Raw genomic sequence first — 20,270 nt, 5'->3', positions numbered from 1 at the left:
GTGGGTGTATGTGTCAGTGTTATCAATATTTTCGTTGGCTTACGCTCGATCGTTAACGGACGACTGTCATACACCCCAACAATAAGATCTGTTTCCGAATATCTGATCGTCAACATTACCGATTAAATAAAAGAGGCCGGCCCGCACAACCGGACCAGCCCTTTCTGACAACTAAAATCCCCAGTCTACGACCCCCAATCACATCGCGGGAAGAATAGTGATGTCGCGCAAGCCGTTGTCTGCGCCTGTGATCCCGCCGATTTCGGTGGCAGCGCCGGTTTCGAGGTTGACGGTGTAAAGCGTGTTGCCGGCGGCCAGGTATGCGGTGTTCTTGCCGCCTTCCTCGCCGTGGATATCGAATGCGTAGGTTGCCGGCATGTCCTTGAGGCCGAGCTTGCCGATTGCCTTCAGTGTGCCGTCATTCGGCTTCGTCTGCTGAACCAGGGCGCCGATGGTCGCGTCGATATTGTACATGGCCGTCTTTTCCGGCTTGCCGATCGAGTTGGTATAGGCGGCGGCAACGATGTTTGGCGCTTCTCCCTTGTGCATGTCGCCATCTTCGAAAGCCAGTGTTCCATCAACCGTTACAGCGCCGGTGTCGGGATGCACGCGGTGATTGGTCGTGCCGGTCATGAAACGAAGACGATCCGCTGCTGGGTTGAAATCGACCACAACAGGCGCTTCGGTCATGGTCAGCATCTTGTCCATCTTGGCCACATCGGTTGCAGCACCTGTCTCAAGGTTGATGGAGACGATGCGGTGGTCCGGCGTTACACCGATGACAGTCTTGTTACCGGGGCGAAAATCGATGCCAATGAGCTTGTCGACGCCGGTGACATCCATTGTCTTTGTAACGGCAGGCTTGTCAGTGTCGAACATGACGAGCGTCTTGTCGCCGGTCAGCCCGAGGACCGGTGCTGAAACCGCGATGCTTGCCGATGCTGCGAAAGCGGCGGAGGCGATCAGAGTGGAGCGGATGATATTCATGGTGTTTCTCCCGTGCGTTGAACCGTTCGGAAGGCGTCCAGCGGTTGGTTTTCGACGCTTCCACAGTTCAAGACACCGGGCAGGGTGCATTTGGATGCAGACAGCGAAAAAATATTTGCGAGATGCATCCATATGCCGCCACGATGGGTATTATGCCCAAGTCGACCATGCTGGCGATCAGACGTTGAAAGGTTTCAAATGCAGATGGGCTCCGTGCCGGACGATCTACACAGGGCGCTCACAGCCTGCGCAAAAGGGGACAAAAACGCATTGCGTGCGATTTTCGATCGCGAGGCAGGCCGGCTGATTGCAGTGGCAGAGCGCATCGTCAAGCGCAGGGAACTGGCGGAAGAGGTGGTACAGGAGAGCTTCGTGCGCATCTGGACCCATGCGCACCAATACCGGGCAGATCAGGGGTCGGCGCGCGGCTGGATTTACGCGATCGTCAGAAACCGGGCGCTTAATCTTCTGCGCGACAGCAGGCGTGAACTCCCCGTGGAGGATGTTGAAACGCTCCGCGATGGCGCGCAGGCAGATGAAGTAATGGCCGCATGGCAGAAGCTTGATCGGAATTCACGCCTTTATGAATGTCTCGGCGGTCTTGAGGAGACAAAGAGACAGGGCATCCTGATGGCCTACGTGGCCGGATATTCCCACGGCGAAATCGCTGGCCGGTTGCGCATTCCGCTTGGAACGACGAAATCCTGGATCAGGCGCGGCCTTTCGGCGCTTCGGGAGTGCATGGCATGATGATGGAGCGCAAAGATATTCCCGCGATCGCCGATGACTATGTATTGGGCTTGCTGGAGACCTCCGAAGCCACGGCTGTTGAGGCGGCAATGGAAACGGATGGCGAATTGCGGGCGGCAATCGCGGCCAGCCGTGAGCGTTTTCTGCCGCTCGATACCACCGTTGAGCCGGCATCCATCAAGGGCGAATTGTGGAGCAACATCGAATCCCGCCTGCCGCTTCAGTCGACATCCGCATCCCTTAAGCCCACCCACACGGCAAACGACAACAGCACAAACCGCTGGCGCGCCGTTGCCGTGTCTGCCATTGCCGCAACCGTTGTGCTCGCCGCCGGCCTTACGTTTAGCCTGACACGGACAACGGAGCCGCTGGTGATCGCAGTCCTCGTCAACGAGACGGGTGAGGTTCAGGCCGTTGTTGAGGATTTCGGCAACGAAAGAGCAACCGTGCGGATGCTGGCCGATTTTGCAGTGCCTGGAGACAAGACGATCCAGGTATGGACATTGCCGTCCAAGGATGTTGGCCCGGTCTCGCTCGGCCTGATCGATGGCGTCCGTTCAGCGCGTCTCGATGGACCGGCTTTACCGACCCCGAGAAGCGACCAGCTCTACGAGATCACGCTTGAACAGGCAGGCGGATCACCAACAGGCAGGCCAACCGGCCCAATCTTGGCAAAGGGCTTCGCCCGAATGCCGCGATAGATCACCCAAAGGCAAAACCGATAAGATCGCGGCGAAATTTCCTTCGCCGAATTCTATTCGCCGGTTTCGGGAGCAACACCATCGTGCTGTCCCGAAACCGGCCGCAAACAATCAGGCAATCTGCTTATCAGGCGCCAAATGCGCCATCGATCGTGTGCATCGCGCCCGTCACAAAACCGGCTTCAGGCCCGGAAAGCCAGGCCACCATGCCGGCCACTTCCTCCGGCCGTCCATGGCGCTTGAGTGCCATGAAGCTGTGCATCAGGTCTTTCATCGGCCCGTTTTCCGGATTCGCGTCGGTGTCGATCGGGCCGGGCTGCACAACGTTGATGGTGATGCCGCGTGGCCCGAAGTCGCGTGCCAAACCGCGCGCCAGCCCCTGCAAGGCCGATTTGGAAACGGCATAAGAGGCCATGCCCGGCACCGGCATCCGGTCTCCATTGACCGAGCCGATAACGATAATCCTGCCACCGTCAGGCATCCGCCGCGCCGCCTCCACAGAGGCGTGATAGGGCGTCTGGATGTTGATCTGAAACAGACGGTCGATGGCATTAGGGTCCTGCTCGAGAGCATCGCCAAAAATGGCAATCCCGGAGTTCACGATCAATATGTCCAGAGGACCACTGTCACGCACTACGCGGATGACTTCGTCGCGGTTAGCACTGTCCGCCCGTATGGCAGTGCTGCCCGTCTCCTTCGCCAGCTCTTCCGCCGCACCTTGGGACGCGCCATAGGTGAACGTTACCTTTGCACCTTCGTCTGCAAACCGCCGCACGATGGCTGCGCCTATGCCTCGGCTGCCGCCGAGAACCAGAACGGATTTTCCTTGAAACACGAGCACTCTCCATGACCTTGAAAATTAATTTAATGATCGATACATAAATACCGAATAACTCACTCGTCAAGATATTATGTAATGACCGATACAAAAAACATTCGCTCCCGCGGCCGTCCGCGCCGTTTTGATCCTGATCAGGCTGTGGCCACGGCCAAGCAGCTTTTCCACGCGCGTGGCTTTGATGCTGTGGGCGTCGCGGAGATTACCTCGGTGTTAGGCATCAACCCGCCAAGCTTTTATGCCGCTTTTGGCAGCAAGATGGGCCTCTACAAGAGGGTTCTTGATCTCTATGCCGGAACGGAAGCAATTCCTCTTGCCGATATTCTGCGGCCGGATCGTGAGGTTGGCGAGTGCCTTGCATCGTTGCTCGAAGATGCGGCAAGACGCTATGCAGCTCATTCCGCAGCCCCTGGTTGCCTCGTTCTGGAAGGCACGCGCTGCGACGATGAAGAGGCGCGTGCCGCAGCCCGCGTTTTTCACACGGCGGCAGAGGGCGTGATCCGCTCCTATATTGCCGCGCGCCATCCGGAAGAGGCTGAGCGTCTGGCGGATTTCGTGAGTTCGACCATGGTCGGTCTCTCCGCCATGGCGCGGATTGGCCGCGACATAGAGCGACTCCTGAGTATTGCGCGCGTTGCGGGGGGAGCGGTGAAGCAGGAGCTTTCCGAGGCTTGAATCTCGGAGCAGTCTCAATACTTCTTATTAGTGATGGAAGCTGGCAGGTGTCGAAAACCCGGCTCATTCTCACCAGAGATCGATCAGGCCACCTGATGCTCCGTGCACGGGGTCGGTCGTCGGCTTTGGCAAAGACTTTATCTGTGCAAGCATCGCACTGGTTGGTGCAGACGTCTGAACATCGGCCTCCTGGCCGGGTGGATAAGCGCCGACAACCTGAAAATCCGCAGAGGATTTCAGCTTCATGTGGCCTGTGCCGGCTGGCAAGACCAGACAGTCACCTTGCGTAACGTGCAAGGTTTGCCCATCCGGCCCGCCAATCTGCAACGTCGCTTCACCGCCCCCCACGCCCAGAACTTCATGCGCGCCGCTGTGGTAATGGTGATAGGCAAACACACCATTGCGCCAGATGCCGCGCCATCCGTTTCGTGCGAACAGTGCCTCGAAAGCAGCGGAATCGAATTGCGAGCCGTCGTGTCGATAGATGATGACAGGGAAGGTCTGGTTGTTGGGAACCTGATCGCCTGGATTTAAAGTGATTTTTTCAACTTTCATGTGAATGCTCCTGGCCATCTGTCGGGCCTGCCAAACCGTGTCTGGTTTGCTGCGCAGCCAGTGCTGGCGACCAGCCAATCTTCGTCCGCACTTCGGCGGAACTGGAGTGGCACCGGCAGATTTCCGCCACCGACACTCCTTCATGACCCTGCTTCAGAATGAACGTCTTCTGTGCGTCCGAAAACTGCGATGCTTTCATCGTCTTCCGTTCCTTTCCCAGCCAGGAAAATGCACCGGAACACTCTAACCAAAAACGGTCCAGTATGAAGGGTTCAGATCAACAGAGTGCCGTGTCCGTATCGAGGGGACCGGGAGGCGAAGGGCCGAAGGCGGTTCCTCTCGCCATAATCGACGCTAATCGTGCTACACGTCAGCGCCCTCTCTCCTATCACGCCACCTGTCTTGCTGACACCATCATCATATCGATATGGATATGCTCGAACGGGCAACTTAATGCACCGCGCTCGTCCTTCTCAATCAGTCCCAGCTCGACTAGCACCGCAGCATCTTCATGGACGCGCTTGACGTCCCGGTTCAGTCTGCGCGCAAGCTCTCGCACGCCAACCGTTCCACTTCCCAGAAGGACGTTCAGTAGTTCCCAACGACGCTCGGTGAGACGCGAAAAGAATGTGCCGGGTGTCTCAAAGTTTAGCGTTTCACCCTGATACTCACCGCTTTCGAGGCCAATAGCAGCGCGCTTACCTGCTACGCGTAATGCCGATTTCCAGTCGGCATTTGTCGTGATGGTCAAAGTTCTCATGACTGCCTCCGTTTTTCGACCTCAAATAAAAAGTCCTCAATCAGTTGGTGGATTGTTGTGAACCGGTAAGGAAACTCATGGCCGTCCAGATGTATGTGATCGCCTTTACCCCGCTCATTGTCGAAGCCCACAACCCTAATGCCGTTCTGGGCATAGACCATTCGATATTTGAACCCATGTTCGGTTGGGGGAACAGGCGTTGGAACTTTCCAAATAACGAACTGGATAATGCTGCCGTCGGCACCAACACTTTTGTGTTCTGTTATCGTGAGAGCCTTCTTGTTGTCTATAATGCCAACATCTTACGGTGTTGTCAATCTCGCCAACACTTGATTAATGAGCAAATCCAGCCGCAGCGGCGAGACGTTGCGGCGCGACGGCTATTTTGCTCAGCCGCCTCGGGGAACTGCTTCAGGTCGCCTCCGGTGTGACCACCCTATTCAGCATCATCGAGCACATCTGCTACCTCGTCGTCGCTGTGGTCATGGCTGTTTCCTGGTCGTGTGAGAGTGCGGTTACCGCAGAACGGATGACAGGAACTCGCGGGTCCGATCTTCCTTTGGTGCGCCGAAGATTTCTTCTGGCGTTCCTTGCTCACAAATACGCCCTTTGTCGAAGAAGCAGACCCGGTCCGACACTTCCCGAGCGAAACGCATCTCGTGGGTAACAAGTAACATGGTCAAATCGTGCTCGTGGGCCAGGCCACGGATGACGGAAAGCACTTCGCCGACCAGCTGGGGGTCTAGGGCGGAGGTTGGTTCGTCAAAAAGCAGGACACGCGGGCGCATGGCAAGAGAGCGGGCAATGGCGACACGCTGCTGCTGGCCGCCAGAAAGCTGCACTGGATAGTGATCCTTCTTGTCGGCCAGGCCGACCATCTTCAGGAGTTCGATTGCCCGTGTTTCTGCCTCCGGCCGGGCAATGCCCAGTACACGCACCGGCGCCTCCACGATGTTGCGCAGCACCGTCATATGAGGGAAGAGGTTGAAGCTCTGAAAAACCATGCCGACGTGGTTACGGATCTGGCGCAGGTGTTTTTCCGAGGCTTGGAAGGGGCCTTTGCCGCCGGCCTGATGGTAGGAAATGTCCGCCAGCGTCAGCTTTCCCTCCTGGAACGGTTCCAGCGTCATGAGAATGCGCAGAACCGTCGACTTACCGGAGCCGGAAGGACCGATAAGAGTGACTTTTTCACCTTTTGCCACGCTGAAATTGAACTGGTCGAGGACCGTCAAAATGCCGAACCGCTTTGTGACATCGGAAAATTCGATCAGCGGCTGATTGGTGTTGTTTGTCATCGCAAGGGTATTCCTGCTTTTGGAAGCGCCCTTTGCAGGCGGCTGAGGCCTGCTGAGCAGATTATGGTCAGAAGAAGGAAGATCAGGCCGACAAGCGTCAGCGGCACCAGATATTCGAAGGTGCGCTCGCCGATCATGTTTGCCAGCCCCATCATCTCTAGAACCGTGACGACGGAAAGCACCGGCGTTTCCTTGATCATGGCGACAAGATAGTTGCCCATGGCCGGAACTATGCGCGGGATCGCCTGCGGGATGATGATATCCCGATACGTCTGCATGCGCGTCAGATTAAGCGCAGTCGCGGCTTCCCACTGGCCATGATGCACCGCCTCCATGCCGCCGCGATAGACCTCAGACGTATAGGCGGCATATTGAAGGCCCAGCGCCAGCGCGCCGGTGAGAAACGCCGGCAGAACGATGCCGAATTCCGGAAGAACGTAATAGAGGAAGAAAAGCTGCACCAGAAGCGGAGTGTCGCGAAGGAATTCGACAACAACTGCGGTCGGCCAGGAAATCAATTTCACCCGACTGCGGCGCAGCAGCGCAAAAACCAGCCCCAGAATAAGCGCGATGGCAAAGCCGGCGGCGGCTGCTTTCAGCGTTACCGTCAGGCCGATCAAAATGATGGGCAGGATCGAGGTCGTGTAGGTGATCCAGGTGGTCGTGTCCCATTCGTAACCATACATCATGACTGAATATCCTTACGAATGGCGAGTGCGCGGAAACACATTGCCGCGCCGCACGACATGTTCGATCACCCGGATGATGGCCATCAGGATCAGCGACATCGCGAAATAACAGAGGAGTGTGATCGAATAGATGCTGGTGCTATCCAGCGTCAGGTTGCGGATAGACTGTGCCGCGAAGGTGAGGTCGGTAATCGAGATCAGCGATACGAGTGAGGAAAGCTTCAGCGTTTCGATGGCCAGATTGCCGAAGGACGGCATCATCTCGACGATCGCCTGCGGCAAGGAAATGCGAAACAGCGTCTGCATCCGCGTGAAGTTTAGCGCTCGTGCGGCTTCCAGCTGCTGCACCGAAACGGAAGATAACGCGCCGCGAACGATCTCGGCGCCATACCCACCCGCATGGGCGGCGAGCACCATGACGCCGGTGGTGACCGGATCGAAACTCAGACCGACGAGCGGCAGCGCGTAATAGAACCAGAAAAGCTGGACCAGCAGCGAGGTGCCGCGAAACACCTCAGTGTAGCACAATGCGACAGTCGAGAGGATTGGTCCACCCTCGACGCGAAGAATGCCGAAGCAAAAGGCGAGTACCGTGCCGACAACAAGGGCTGCGAGCGTCATCGTCATCGTGACGACGGCGCCTTGCCACAACATCGGCAGGTAGGCGGTCATGTCCATCTGGAGTGTTCCCGAGTTCATGGTAATCGGCGCCCGGTAACGCACGGGCGCCGGCTGGCGTCATTTTCCGGCGCAGAGATCGGCGACCTTCTTTTCGGCCGCTGCCGCGATACTCTGTTCGGAGAGGCCGTATTTTGCGAGGATTTTCTTGTAGTCGTCGGTCTTGCGGAATTCGACGAGCGCGGCGTTGAAGGCGTCACGCAATTCTTTGTCCTCCGGCCGGAAAGCGAAACCGCCGTAGTTGCGCACAGGCGCATCCTTCACGACAGGATCAACGAAGGGCTTCACCTGCTCGACATTGGCTTGGCCCTTGGCCAGTTCTGACACTGTCAGTTCCGTGGCGGCATAGGCATCGGCGCGGCTCTGGACAGTGGGGATGGCATCTGCATTGGCAGGGATGAAGACGATCTGATCTTCCTTGACGCCGACGGCGCGCAGGAAGTCTACATTGTTGGCGCCAGATACGACGGCGACCTTCAATGCAGGATCCTTGGCAATATCGGCATAGGTGGTCAGCTTTTTAGGATTGCCTTTCTTCACCAGCAGGCCTTCGCCATAGGACGAGTTCGGTTCGGTGAAGGCCACTTGCTTGCAGCGCTCGGGCGAAATGTTCTGTTCGGCGGCTGCGAAATCGAAGCGACGCGCCTTCAGCCCGGGGATCAGCGTGCCGAATGGGGTCACCGTCCAGTTGACCTCCTCGATGCCCATCGATTTCAGAACTGCATTCGCGACATCGGGGCCGATGCCGGCAGAGGTGCCGTCGGGCTGCATGTATGAATAGGGCACTTCATTGGCAGTCGCTGCGCGAATGTAGCCTTGCTTCTTCACCTCCTCAAGGGTGAGTGCGCTGACCGCTGTCACGCTGATGGAAAGAGCAAGGGCGGAAAGCCCGGCGAGTTTTGTCATATTCATGTTCTAACTCCTCTGGTTGGGTTGCGTGGTCCGTTTTCGGATCTCACTTCATTCTTCGGACTAGGTATTCTCCGTGACCGTGGCGATGACGGAAAGGCAGTCGCCGGCCTTGATGAGGCCGGGAACGTGGCGCGCTGCGAGCACGCCACTGATAGAGGCGCGGTATTCGACCGGCGCAAGACCTGTTTTTCCAACAGGGTAGACCCTAGCGATGGTTTCACCTGCCTTGACCGTGTCGCCGAGATCGCGGACGAAGACGACGAGCCCGTCATCTTCGGCAAAGGTGAAGCAGTCGCTGGAGGGCATATCCAGCCAGCGGCTCGGCGCCGGCACCGCGGCGCCGGTCAGGATGCCTGCATGGCGCAGCAGGTTGATGGTGCCTTTGCGGGCGATGTCGATCGATTTTGCGCTGGCCGTGCCCGCGCCGCCAAGCTCGGTGGTGACAAAGACCCTTCCCAGTTCCTCGGCCGTTGTGTCCAGCATGCCGACGGCGTCAATCTCCAGCATCTTCATCGAATAGGGGGCAGCAAAAGCTGCCACCGCCTCAAAGCACCGGGCTTCCTGTATCTTGTCGGGTAATTCGTGAGCGGCAGCGTAAGGCAGGAAATCAAGCGTCCTGCCGCCTGAATGAAAATCAAGAACGATATCCGCAAGCGGTAACAGATGGCGGGTCACGTAATCGGCGATCTTCTCCGTCACGGAACCGTCCGGACGACCGGGAAAGCTGCGATTGAGGTTCCCGCGGTCGATCGGCGAGGTGCGTGTTCCCGCGCGAAAGGCCGGATAGTTGAGTGCTGGCACGATGATGATACGCCCGCTGACGTCATCTGGATCGAGTGTGTGGGCAAGTTCGAAAAGTGCGGCCGGCCCCTCATATTCGTCGCCGTGATTGGCGCCGGTCAAAAGGGCTGTCGGCCCCTCGCCGTTGGCGATCACGCAGATCGGGATCATTACCGACCCCCATGCACTGTCATCGCGGCTGTATGGTAGCCGCAGATGACCGTGCTGCACGCCTTTCCTGTCAAAATCGACCGACGACGTGATAGGTGAGGGGCGTAGCGCGGTGCTTAACATCTCTCAGCCTTTCACGAACAGTTGCCGCGGCACATTGGAGAGGCATTCGACACCCGTTTCGGTAATGGCGATACTCTCGGTGATTTCGAGCCCCATGTCGTCCAGCCACAAACCGGTCATGAAATGGAACGTCATACCGGGCTTCAGCTCCGTGCGGTCGCCGGGGCGCAGGCTCATGGTGCGCTCGCCCCAGTCCGGCGGATAAGAGAGGCCGATGGGATAACCGGTTCGGTTGTCCTTGATGATGCCGTATTTTTTCAGCACCGCGAAAAACCCATTGGCGATATCTTCGCAGGTATTGCCGGGTTTGGCAGCCGCAAGACCGGCCTCCATGCCCTCAAGCGTGGCCTTCTCCGCATCAAGGAACGCCTTCGTCGGCTTGCCGAGAAAGACAGTGCGAGAGAGCGGGCAATGATAACGGCGATAAGCGCCGGCGATTTCAAAGAAAGTGCCTTCGCCCAAGCGCATCGGCTTGTCGTCCCATGTCAGATGCGGCGCAGAAGCATCGGCACCCGACGGGAGCAACGGTACGATCGCGGGATAATCCCCGCCGAATTCCGCAGTGCCACGAATGCCGGCATCGTAGATCTCGGCGACGAGATCGCATTTGCGCATGCCCGGCTCGACTACGTCAACGATACGTTTGTGCATCAGCTCGACGATCTTGCCGGCCTTGCGCATATAGTCGAGTTCGGTCGGGCTTTTGACCGCGCGCTGCCAGTTTACAAGACCGGCGGCATCCTTGAAGCGGGCGTTCGGCAGATGTTTCCGCAAGGATGCAAAGGCAGCAGCCGAGAAATAGTAATTGTCCATCTCGACGCCGATCGACAGGCCTGACCAGCCCCGGTCATCGAAGATCTTCGACAACAGATCCATCGGATGCCGTTCGGTCGATTGAACGTAGTGGTCAGGATAACCGATGATGTTGTCCCGGGCGAGGTAGGCGGTGCGCTTGGCGCCATTGGCATCCTGCTTGCGGCCATACCAGATCGGCTCGCCTTGCGGCGGCACCAACACGCATTGGTGGACATAGAAGGACCAGCCGTCATAGCCCGTCAGCCAATGCATGTTGGATGGGTCGGTGACGACAAGCAGGTCGATGCCTGCCTTTTCCATGGCGTCGCGGGTTTTGGACAGGCGCGCGGCATATTCCTCGCGCGTAAAGTTCAGCGTTACGCTCACGCTGCGTCTCCCATTTTCACACTGTTTTCGATGATTTGGCCGCTGCCGCCGTCTTTTGCGCGGGTAAACGCGAGATTGGCGATGGCGGTGTCCTGCACTCCGGTGCCGGTCAGATCGGCAAAGGTGATGTCGCCCCTCGATACGCGACCGCGTGCCTTGCCAGCGATGACAGCACCGAGCTCGGCGAATTCTTGATCCAGCGTGACAGGCCCCGCGGCGATAGCGTGGTGCAATTCACCGAGGATTCGGGTCTGCGAAAGCCGGTCTGCGATATAGCGCGCCCTGGAAAATACGGCCGGATCGATCTCGTTCTTGTGTTCGGCGTCCGATCCCATGGCCGTCAGATGCTGGCCTTCTTCAAGCCAGCCGGCAAACAGTATCGGCTTTTCGGCTGGCGTCGTGGTCACGACGATGTCGGCGCCCCGGACAGCGGTCTGCGGATCGGCCGCGGCGATGACCTCTATTCCGTGTTCGCGTGCCAGATCGCCTGCGAGCACCTCGGCCTTTTGATGGTCACGAGCCCAGATGCGTGCGGATTGAATGGGTCGCACCAGTTTCAGCGCATCGAACTGCAGACGGGCTTGCATGCCCGCTCCGAAAATTGCTGCGACGGAAGCGTCTTCGCGGGCGAGATGCCGTGCTGCGACCGCCCCGGCTGCGGCGGTACGCACATCTGTGAGATAGCCGTTATCGAGAAGAAGGGCCTCCACCAGTCCGGTCCTTGCGCTGAAGAGGATCATCAGCCCGTTGAGGCTCGGCAGACCGAGTTTGGGATTGTCGAAAAAGCCGGGGCTGACCTTGATGGCGAAACCGTCAAAACCCGGCACATAAGCCGTCTTTACATCCACCTCGCCACGAAACTCTGGTATATCGAGCCGCAAGATCGGCGGCATGGCGACCGCTTCGGTTGCGAGCGCTGCAAAGGCCTGCTCCACGCACTCGACTGCCGACAGGTCGAGCTTCACGACAGCGCGCAGATCTTTTTCGGTTAGGATGGTGATTTGGCTCATGCGGCAGGCCCTTCGATGATCGTCTTGTGAACCGCCGGATCGATATTTCCACCCGACACGATGATCGCGGTTGGGCCGGTGATGTCCACCTTGCCGAAGAGGATCGCCGCGAAACCGACTGCGCCGGCACCCTCGACCGTCAGACCTTCTTCATGCGTCGCATGGCGGATGCCGGCTGCGATCTCTTCCTCGGATACCAGCACGATCTCGTCGAGAAGAGATTGGCAGAGCGCAAATGTGATCCGGTTTTTCAATCCAATCCCCCCTCCCAGCGAATCCGCCAGCGTTTCTTCTTCCTGGATGGTGACGGGCCGCCCGGCAGTGACTGACGCATGCATGGCCGCGCCCCGCTGCATGGAAACGCCGATGACACGTGCCTCCGGCTTCAGCGCCTTCACCGCAACGGCGATACCGCCCGCAAGGCCACCGCCCGATAGAGGAACGAGAATTGTCTCCAGTTCAGGCATGTTTTCGACGACCTCGAGGCCGATAGTGCCCTGGCCAGCCACGACGTCGGCGTGATCGAAAGGCGGGATAGCGGTCAAGCCTCTGCTTTTGGTCAGGCGCTCCACTTCCTCCTGCGCATCATCCTGTGATCTGCCGACAATCCGGATTTCCGCGCCGAGCGCGCGGATCGCCTCCACCTTGTTTGCCGGCACCAGCGCCGACATGCAGATTGTGGCGGGGATGCCGAGTTTGTCTGCGGCATAGGCCACCGCCCGGCCATGATTGCCCGTCGAGGCGGTGACGAGGCCACGCTGGCGCGTCGTATCGTCCAGCGAGAGAATGGCGTTCATCGCGCCGCGCAGTTTGAAGGCGCCGATGGGCTGAAGGGTTTCAAGTTTGAGATGAACGGGATGACCACAGCGCTCAGAGAGAAAGTCCGAGCGAACCAGCGGTGTGCGCTCCACCTGTCCCGCAAGCCGCGCCGCTGCTCGCTTTATCGCGGCCAGTGAGACTGGAAGCAAGTTGTCGGCGGCGGATATGGACAGGTTTTCGCTCTTCATGATTGTCATGTTGAGAGCGAAATAAAATCATGTCAATTATTATATTGTAATGATTCAATGATTTTCGGCTGGCAACCTCAGCCGATTGACCCAATATCGTAGACCGGCGGCAGTTGCTCGAATGTCTGCCGCACAGTGGTCAAAGCCCTGGCGAGGCTTGCATGATTGAGGCGGCCGCCGAGGCATATGCGAATGCCGCCGCCATGGCTAGGACCGGCAATAAATGGTTCTGACGGAGTTACCGCGACGTTCTGGTTCGTGAGCGCGCGCACCAGGCCGTCCTCCGTCCAGCGCTGGGGAACCTTCAGCCAAGCGCAGAGGGAGAGGGGGTGGGTCGACCCTATATGGTGGCCCAGTATGTCCATGGCGATTTTCTGCCGCGCACGGGCCTCGGTGCGCTGGACATCCAGCAGCAGCCGTGCCGTTCCGTTTTCGACCCAACGGGTAGCGATCTCGGCCGTGAGATATGTCCCGCTCCAGCTCGACACACGCAGGATGGAGGCGGCGCGGATGGAATAGGCGGGTGGCACGACGAGATAACCGACGCGCAGCCCTGTCAACACTGTCTTGGTGAAGCTGGTGACGAAGAAGCCGAGATCAGGCAGCATTTCGGTGATGGATGGCAGATCATCCTCAATCATCGGACGGTAGACCTCGTCCTCGATGACAAAAATGCCGTACCGCTCGGCAATTGCGGCGATGGCCTGCCTTCGCGCTGCGCCCGACACATGCCCGGTCGGGTTGTTAAGCGTGGGAATGAGCACCAGAGCGCGGACACCTCCGGCTGCGCAGGCGGCCTCCAGCGCTTCGGGCAAAATGCCTTCTTCGTCGGTGGGTAAGCCCTTTAGGCTGAAGCCGAGGATATTAGACAGGCCGATAATGCCGTGGTCGGTCAGGTTTTCACAGAGCACCACGTCATTAGAGCGGATAATGCAGCTCAGAGCGAGAAAAATGCCGTGCGCCGCGCCATTGGTGACAAGAATGCGTTCCGGACCGGCGGTCACGCCCATCATGCCAAGCCATGTTCTGGCCGTTTCGCGATGGCTCTCGAGCCCCGCGACCGGCCGGCAGGGGCGCATGAAGCCAGAATTGTCACCATCGGCCATCTCGCGAAGAATGGCGCGCGAGGCATTTTCATGGTCATCGAGATAAACGCCGCGGATGATGGATAGATCGAGCACCTCGGTTGGGCTGTGATCAAGCATCATGCGACCTGCCCGCTCCGTCACCCGCGTCTTCACGAAGGTTCCACGGCCAATTTCGCCGCTGAGATAACCAAGCCGCTCCGCCTCCTTGTAGGAAAGGCTGACCGTCTGGACAGAAAGGCCGAGTTCGCGGGCCAGATCGCGGTGTGTCGGCATGCGGTCCATCGGCTTCAGAACGCCGGCGTCGATATCAGCAATGATGCGTTCCGTCAGTGCGGAATGTTTCGTTTCGCCTTTCTGCTTGGCTAGCGTCGGTCGCCATGCCACCGGTCTCGTTGGGGAAACTGGATCTGGGCTGGGTGAATTGGCTTGACGACGCATGAAATTGTCTCGTTTTCGACGAAGGTAATTTCATGACATTATGCATGCTTCTATGAAAAGATGAAGCCTTATGCAGCGCAGACAGCAACTGCGCTGCAAAGAGGCGCAGTTGCCGTCGAAATGAGCAGCATTTGCGACGTTGAAAACTGAAGCTGCCGATCAGATTTTCTCGCCGGCCTGGACAAGATCATCCATGACACTGCGGACAGCGGCTTCAGCAATGGCGATGATCTCGTCGACCTCCTCCCGGGTCGTAACGAGCGGCGGTGCAAAGCCCAGAATATCGCCATGCGGCATGGCGCGTGCTATGAGACCGCCGTTGCGCGCTGCCTTGGAAACGCGTGCACCCACCGTGAGTTGAGGGGCAAAACGCGTCTTTTTTTCTCGGTCCGCCACGAATTCGATAGCGCCCATCAGTCCCACACCGCGCACCTCGCCGACGATCGGAAGCTGAGCGAACTTCGCCTTCAGTTGTTCCTGGAAATAGCTCCCAACGGCTCGTGCATTGCCTGGCAGGTCTTCCTTTTCGACGATGTCGAGCACGGCGTTTGCAGCCGCCGCTCCGATAGGATGGCCGGAATAGGTGTAGCCGTGGGAGAAGGCGCCGACGCGATCCGCGCCTTCCTCCATCACCTTGTAGACTTTCTCCCCGACGATAGCGCCGGAAAGCGGGAAATAGGCGGAGGTCAGGCCCTTAGCGACGGTGATCAGATCTGGCTCGATGCCGTAATGCTGTGAACCAAACATCGAACCCGTGCGGCCGAAGCCGGTAATAACCTCATCGGCAATCAACAGGACATCGTATTTTTTGAGAACCTCCTGAATGGCCGGCCAGTAACCTTCCGGCGGCGGTGTGATACCGCCCGTTCCGAGCACCGGCTCGGCGATGAATGCACCAATCGTGTCCGGTCCTTCGCGCAGAATAAGTGCGTCCAGCTCTTCCGCGCGCCGCGTCGAAAATTCCAGCTCCGTCTCACCGGCTTCTGCGCCCCAATAGTGATGCGGAACGCCTGTATGCAGGATGCCGGCCCGTGGAAGGTCCATATGGTCGTGATAAAAACTCATGCCGGTCATTGAGCCGGAAACCACGCTGCAGCCGTGATATCCCCGTTCGCGGGAGATGATTTTTTTCTTGTGCGGCTTGCCGCGCAGATTGTTGTAATACCAAACGAGCTTGGCCTGTGTCTCGTTGGCGTCTGACCCTGACATGCCGTAGAAGACCTTGCTCATTTTGCCTGGTGCCATTCTGACGAGGCGATCGGAAAGGATGGCCAGCTCATCCGTCGTGTGGGCGGCATAGGAATGATAATAGGCAAGGCGGTAGGCCTGACGTGAAATCGCCTCAGCCACCTCGGTACGTCCATAACCGACATTAACGCAATAAAGACCGGCGAAACCGTCGATCAACTGCTTGCCGTGCGCGTCCTGAATGCGGATGCCCTTGCCGGTTTCGACAATGGTGGGCTCGCCGAGTTTGCCGCTGGCAAAATCCTTGAGCTGCGTGAAAGGGTGCAAAACGGCGTTTCGATCCATTTCCGCAATATTCTTGACGTCGATTGTCATAGGCGAGTTCCTTTTCACGCAGCTAAGTTGCCGAAGCAGACATATTTGGGTTCGAGATATTCCATGAGACCATGACGCGAGCCCTCACGACCAAGGCCGGACTGTTTCCAGCCGCCGAAGGGAACGGGCGCGCCGGTAAATTTCGGCGTGTTGACGGCTACCATGCCATATTCCAGTTGATGCGTCAGACGCATCGCCCGGCCGAGATCGTTGGTGTAGAGATAGGCCGCAAGCCCCATCTCCGTCGAGTTGGCGCGTCGCACGACCTCCCGCTCGTCATCGAATGGCAAGATCGCGGCCACCGGACCGAAGGTCTCCTCCCGCGCGATCAGCATGTCGTCTGTGACATCGGCCAGCACGGTCGGGGTGACAAAATTGCCGCCGAGCGGACTGTCCTGCCCGCCGCAGATGAGCTGTGCACCGGCAGAGAGGGCCTGCGCGATTTGCTTGCGGCACTTTTCAGCGACGGAGGGGCGTGTCATCGGCCCTATATCGATGCCAGCCTCGAAACCTTGGCCGACCTTGAGTTCGGCACTTGCCTTGCCGAACTGACTGACGAAGCGGTCATAAATACCTCGCTGGACGTAAATCCGGTTGGCAGCGAGGCAGTCCTGCCCAGATGTCGCGAATTTCGCCCCGATGCAACCTTTTACGGCTTTGGAGACATCGGCGTCGTCGAACAGGATGAAGGGCGCGTGACCTCCAAGTTCCAGCGAGGCTTTCTTGATGGTCGCCGCTGATTGGGCCAGCAAAATACGACCGATTTCAGTCGAGCCGGTAAAGGAAAATGCGCGCACATCGGTGTGTTGCAACAGGCGGTGCGCAAGTGGTGCTGCGTGACCGGTGATGACCTGGAATACGCCGGCGGGCATTTCAGCTTCCTCAGCGAGCTTTGCCAAAGCGAGCGCCGAGAGGGGTGTTTCAGGCGCCGGTTTGACGATCATTGTGCAGCCAGCGGCAAGCGCTGCGCCCGCTTTGCGGGTGATCATAGCAGAGGGAAAGTTCCACGGGGTGATGGCCACAGTGACGCCTAGCGGCTGCATCTGGACCGAGACACGACTGTCGGGCAAATGGCTCGGTATCGTCTCGCCGTAGGCGCGCTCGCCTTCGCCGGCAAACCAATCAAGGAAATTGGCAGCGTAAGCAATTTCACCAAGCGACTCCGAGAGCGGCTTGCCCTGTTCGGCCGTCATTATGACGGCGAGATCATGCGCGTTGTTGCGCATCAACTTGCCCCATTCACGCAAGATTTGCCCGCGTTCGGTTGGAAGCTTGTCGCGCCAATCTGGAAAGGCATTTTTCGCGGTACTGACGGCATCATCCGCATCCTCAAGCGAACATGCCGCCACACCGATGAGATCTTCTCCGGTCGCCGGATCAATGACACTGAGCGTTTCATCACGAGCAGCCCAACTGCCATGGAGAAATGCGCGTCGCTCGATCAAATCGGGCCGCCGCAGGTTTTTTAATGCAGTGCTTGCAATACTTCTCATATGGAGCTCCCGGTAGATTTACAGGGAGACTAATGAAGCGCATTGAGCGGTTGACTGCGTTAATTATATCGTTCAAGCCGGAATTTCGCTTATTTTAGGTTCCGTACGCAGGATTTGTGCATGCATACTCTCGACAGAGCGGACAAGGCGTTGCTTGAGGCCGTTCAAAAAAACAATCGCCTTACGTCGGAAGAGTTGGCGCAACTCGTCAATCTTTCACCGACCGCATGCCAGCGGCGCCTCAAACGTCTGCGCGAAGATGGCGTCATCGAAGCGGATGTCGCCATCGTGTCGCCGAAGGCCGTTGGGCGCGGCATTACCATGATCGTGCTCGTTTCACTGGAGCGCGAACGCGCCGATATTGTCGATCGCTTCAAGGCGGCCATCCGCGCGACCCGTGAAGTGATGATCGGATATTATGTGACGGGAGATGCCGACTTCATTCTGGTCATAACCGCCAAGGACATGGAGGACTATGAGGCCTTTACCCGGCGGTTCTTTTACGAAAACCACGATATCAAGGGCTTCAAGACCATGGTCGTCATGGACCGGGTAAAGGCCGGATTCTCCTTTCCGATCGAGGTTTGACGACTTGCGATTCACAGATCTCGCCACTAGACGTCTGGGGTGGTTGAAGAGGCTGATAAACGTTTCCTGAGACCTCTCTACCCATCCAGACCTCGCGGCTATGGCATGTCCAATGCCGCCAAGCGCGTTGAACGCGGCGGCGGGCAGTCGATGAGGATCGGTCAGGGCAGCGGTGCTTCCGAACAACTCAAGACGATAGAGGATATGAAAACCGCAAAGGACATATCGGACATCCCGACAGCGGGAGACCAGTATGATTCCGCTGAGAAAATTTACTGTTTTCTTGCTGCGCAACAGAACGGAATGAGCGCTCTCAATTTGTTTTGTATCAACGATCTGTATTACAACATGGGGTGGGTCTCAGGGGCTTCTGTTGATGCGGCAATAGGGGTCGGGACATATTATCTTGCCGACGCCCGCAATCTTTTCAAAAGGGCGGCGGCCCTCAATGTCAAAACCGAGGCCACCCTGGTTGGCGCGTCCTTGGGTTCCATGATGGGCTTTTGGCGAGTTAAAAAATGGTACTCGCTGTGGAACGAGTTGTCCCGGTCAAAATGCGAGGAATACCCATTCCAAGCCTACAACGTTCATCCATTTTTCCGTGAATGGAAGTCGGAAGAATATACCTATCAAAAGCAGTTTGATTGTATCGCGGAACAGGACCGTATCATCAACTCGATCACTAGGGATACGCAGGTCAATCCCACTAAATACGGTTTCCCTGATTCCGGCTATGCACTGCAGAGGTCGGTAGAAATGACCGAGAAATTCTATTCGGGTGCGCGTTCCCACGACAGTAACCCGTTCATGCCTTGGGTGCCTATGGACAAGCAACATATATTCTATGAGGGGAGGTGAGGCAGCATGTTATCAAAGCCAGTGAAATTTGACGACGGATCTACGCCGGCGGGAATTTGGCTAGAGCTCCATTCCACCGAGCGCCAGTGGAAAAATACTATGTACGCATGCTCAATGCGGGTGGCTCAAGCCGTGACATCGCGCTGAAAGCGATAAGAACCCAACATGAGCTGTTGGCAAATCTATTACAATTCTCGGCCGACAGATGGAGAATTCTGTGCGATGGCCAAGGCTGGACACCGGTGGGCTGCTCCCAAACCGGGCAAGGAGAAAGGTATCGAAACACAATACGGGCCGGGCCGCACGGGGGAACTGGAAGACGGCAGCAAGGTTACCGTCCGTCCGGGAAGCTCTGACGGTCGTCCGACGTTGCAGATACGTAGGCCAAACGGTCGTCAGACCGAGATACGCTATAATGACGGACCTGGGGTTTAATTATGGACTTCATTGGAAAAGATTGCACGCTGGATCATCAGGCCATTCGAAACAGAAATTTCGCGGCGAGGATTTATCCCGAATTTCCAAGCGAGGAGGAAGTCGCTCTTGTGGCCGCGCGTATCGGGAGTGACGAGATTGATTTTGCTGCTTACGAGTTCGGTCAGCTTCCGCGCCGTTTTGCACCGCGACCGGTCGGGTTGGTGCTTGATGCACTGTTTGAAAATTCGCCTTATGGCCTTCTGATCCATTTTTCAGGTCATGATCTCTGGATCTGGGCGCCGGAGGATCACGAATACCTCGTTGTTTTTGGTGATACCAATCTGGTCCAGACGATAGAACGAAGTGACATATTCTCATACAGCTTTGCTGAGTATCTGGGCAGTGGTGTTTTGTCGCAAGCGACGGTCACACATCTTCGCGGCGTAGCATCGAACTATACGATCGGGTAAGGGCGGACGAACCCACTGAGGGCTGATCACGGATGTGCGGGAAGGGTCTGGGAATTTTTTCGCTGGCCGGCACCAAGGTCATCTATACCAAGAGCGGAACGACCGCGATCACGAAGGTAAACGATTTGGACCTCGAGGTCAGCGTTTAGGCGCATCTTGCAGATTTGCGGAGCCAGAAGAAGCATTTGTATCCGCTTAACGTGAGGTGGCTTTGAACAGCCCGCGTGGCCACGCGCAATCGC

At 57.6% G+C, this 20,270-nt stretch carries 22 protein-coding genes; 6 read left to right on the top strand and 16 right to left on the bottom strand.

From position 1 onward, the window contains the following. Positions 1-198: 198 nt before the first annotated feature. Positions 199-987 (bottom strand): DUF4394 domain-containing protein, encoded by a 789-nt coding sequence (locus tag ASD46_RS20310; RefSeq protein ID WP_013761020.1) that lies wholly within the window; start codon positions 985-987, stop codon positions 199-201. A gap of 204 nt (positions 988-1,191) precedes the next feature. On the opposite strand from ASD46_RS20310, the gene ASD46_RS20305 reads away from it, so the two are divergent. Beyond that, positions 1,192-1,737 carry a sigma-70 family RNA polymerase sigma factor gene (locus tag ASD46_RS20305; protein ID WP_025594844.1) on the top strand — a complete coding sequence of 182 codons (546 nt, stop codon included), beginning with the start codon at positions 1,192-1,194 and terminating at the stop codon, positions 1,735-1,737. Next, a complete protein-coding gene (locus ASD46_RS20300) occupies positions 1,734-2,438 on the top strand; it encodes an anti-sigma factor domain-containing protein (protein WP_013761019.1) in 705 nt (234 codons plus the stop codon). The genes ASD46_RS20305 and ASD46_RS20300 overlap by 4 nt, the downstream gene beginning before the upstream one ends. A 127-nt stretch (positions 2,439-2,565) precedes the next feature. On the opposite strand, the gene bdcA is transcribed toward ASD46_RS20300, so the two are convergent. Beyond that, positions 2,566-3,273 carry an SDR family oxidoreductase gene (gene bdcA / locus ASD46_RS20295; RefSeq protein ID WP_013761018.1) on the bottom strand — a complete coding sequence of 236 codons (708 nt, stop codon included), beginning with the start codon at positions 3,271-3,273 and terminating at the stop codon, positions 2,566-2,568. Positions 3,274-3,354: 81 nt separating this feature from the next. On the opposite strand from bdcA, the gene ASD46_RS20290 reads away from it, so the two are divergent. Then, positions 3,355-3,951, top strand: coding sequence for a TetR/AcrR family transcriptional regulator (locus ASD46_RS20290; protein ID WP_013761017.1), 597 nt, complete (start codon positions 3,355-3,357; stop codon positions 3,949-3,951). A gap of 69 nt (positions 3,952-4,020) precedes the next feature. Here ASD46_RS20290 and ASD46_RS20285 read toward each other — a convergent pair whose 3' ends face one another. The 14 genes from ASD46_RS20285 to ASD46_RS20215 form a co-directional block, all read right to left on the bottom strand. Next, positions 4,021-4,506: a cupin gene (locus ASD46_RS20285; protein ID WP_060642588.1), complete on the bottom strand. Its 486-nt coding sequence runs from the start codon at positions 4,504-4,506 to the stop codon at positions 4,021-4,023. A 388-nt stretch (positions 4,507-4,894) separates the two neighbouring features. Further along, positions 4,895-5,266 (bottom strand): hypothetical protein, encoded by a 372-nt coding sequence (locus tag ASD46_RS20275; RefSeq protein WP_013761014.1) that lies wholly within the window; start codon positions 5,264-5,266, stop codon positions 4,895-4,897. Continuing rightward, entirely contained in the window at positions 5,263-5,496 is a 234-nt protein-coding gene (locus ASD46_RS27835) for a toxin-antitoxin system TumE family protein (RefSeq protein WP_282097743.1), read from the bottom strand. Before ASD46_RS27835 ends, ASD46_RS20275 begins: the two co-directional genes overlap by 4 nt. Before the next feature lie 285 nt (positions 5,497-5,781). After that, on the bottom strand, positions 5,782-6,561 hold the full coding sequence (gene ehuA / locus ASD46_RS20265; RefSeq protein ID WP_013761013.1) for an ectoine/hydroxyectoine ABC transporter ATP-binding protein EhuA: 780 nt from the start codon (positions 6,559-6,561) through the stop codon (positions 5,782-5,784). Further along, the gene (gene ehuD / locus ASD46_RS20260) at positions 6,558-7,250 is read right to left on the bottom strand and encodes an ectoine/hydroxyectoine ABC transporter permease subunit EhuD (RefSeq protein ID WP_004431448.1); all 693 of its coding nucleotides are present in this window, start codon (positions 7,248-7,250) and stop codon (positions 6,558-6,560) included. The genes ehuA and ehuD overlap by 4 nt, the downstream gene beginning before the upstream one ends. Positions 7,251-7,262: 12 nt before the next feature. Continuing rightward, positions 7,263-7,928 carry an ectoine/hydroxyectoine ABC transporter permease subunit EhuC gene (gene ehuC / locus ASD46_RS20255; RefSeq protein WP_013761012.1) on the bottom strand — a complete coding sequence of 222 codons (666 nt, stop codon included), beginning with the start codon at positions 7,926-7,928 and terminating at the stop codon, positions 7,263-7,265. Between the two features lie 60 nt (positions 7,929-7,988). After that, entirely contained in the window at positions 7,989-8,840 is an 852-nt protein-coding gene (ehuB, locus tag ASD46_RS20250) for an ectoine/hydroxyectoine ABC transporter substrate-binding protein EhuB (protein ID WP_004431450.1), read from the bottom strand. A gap of 60 nt (positions 8,841-8,900) precedes the next feature. Beyond that, a complete protein-coding gene (gene doeB, locus ASD46_RS20245) occupies positions 8,901-9,914 on the bottom strand; it encodes a N(2)-acetyl-L-2,4-diaminobutanoate deacetylase DoeB (protein WP_013761011.1) in 1,014 nt (337 codons plus the stop codon). 3 nt (positions 9,915-9,917) lie between these two features. After that, the gene (gene doeA / locus ASD46_RS20240) at positions 9,918-11,096 is read right to left on the bottom strand and encodes an ectoine hydrolase DoeA (protein ID WP_060642587.1); all 1,179 of its coding nucleotides are present in this window, start codon (positions 11,094-11,096) and stop codon (positions 9,918-9,920) included. Next, a complete protein-coding gene (eutC, locus tag ASD46_RS20235) occupies positions 11,093-12,106 on the bottom strand; it encodes an ectoine utilization protein EutC (protein WP_013761009.1) in 1,014 nt (337 codons plus the stop codon). Before eutC ends, doeA begins: the two co-directional genes overlap by 4 nt. After that, positions 12,103-13,122: a hydroxyectoine utilization dehydratase EutB gene (gene eutB, locus ASD46_RS20230; RefSeq protein ID WP_060642586.1), complete on the bottom strand. Its 1,020-nt coding sequence runs from the start codon at positions 13,120-13,122 to the stop codon at positions 12,103-12,105. Before eutB ends, eutC begins: the two co-directional genes overlap by 4 nt. Positions 13,123-13,190: 68 nt before the next feature. Continuing rightward, the gene (locus ASD46_RS20225; RefSeq protein ID WP_060642585.1) at positions 13,191-14,639 is read right to left on the bottom strand and encodes a PLP-dependent aminotransferase family protein; all 1,449 of its coding nucleotides are present in this window, start codon (positions 14,637-14,639) and stop codon (positions 13,191-13,193) included. Between the two features lie 159 nt (positions 14,640-14,798). Then, positions 14,799-16,202, bottom strand: coding sequence for an aspartate aminotransferase family protein (locus ASD46_RS20220; RefSeq protein WP_060642584.1), 1,404 nt, complete (start codon positions 16,200-16,202; stop codon positions 14,799-14,801). Positions 16,203-16,216: 14 nt separating this feature from the next. Then, positions 16,217-17,695: an NAD-dependent succinate-semialdehyde dehydrogenase gene (locus tag ASD46_RS20215; RefSeq protein WP_060642583.1), complete on the bottom strand. Its 1,479-nt coding sequence runs from the start codon at positions 17,693-17,695 to the stop codon at positions 16,217-16,219. A 120-nt stretch (positions 17,696-17,815) separates the two neighbouring features. Between ASD46_RS20215 and ASD46_RS20210 the strand changes: the two genes are divergently transcribed. From ASD46_RS20210 to ASD46_RS20195, 3 genes are all read left to right on the top strand, one after another. Continuing rightward, positions 17,816-18,283 carry an Lrp/AsnC family transcriptional regulator gene (locus tag ASD46_RS20210; protein WP_035200482.1) on the top strand — a complete coding sequence of 156 codons (468 nt, stop codon included), beginning with the start codon at positions 17,816-17,818 and terminating at the stop codon, positions 18,281-18,283. Positions 18,284-18,388: 105 nt separating this feature from the next. Continuing rightward, positions 18,389-19,141: a hypothetical protein gene (locus ASD46_RS20205; protein WP_244878286.1), complete on the top strand. Its 753-nt coding sequence runs from the start codon at positions 18,389-18,391 to the stop codon at positions 19,139-19,141. Between the two features lie 437 nt (positions 19,142-19,578). Further along, positions 19,579-20,028 carry a hypothetical protein gene (locus ASD46_RS20195; protein ID WP_035200484.1) on the top strand — a complete coding sequence of 150 codons (450 nt, stop codon included), beginning with the start codon at positions 19,579-19,581 and terminating at the stop codon, positions 20,026-20,028. Positions 20,029-20,270 lie beyond the last annotated feature (242 nt).

Source organism: Rhizobium sp. Root491 (assembly GCF_001427205.1).
Classification (GTDB): domain Bacteria; phylum Pseudomonadota; class Alphaproteobacteria; order Rhizobiales; family Rhizobiaceae; genus Agrobacterium; species Agrobacterium tumefaciens.
Note: the sequence above shows the minus strand (reverse complement) of the source record. Positions and strands in the feature narration are given on the sequence as shown.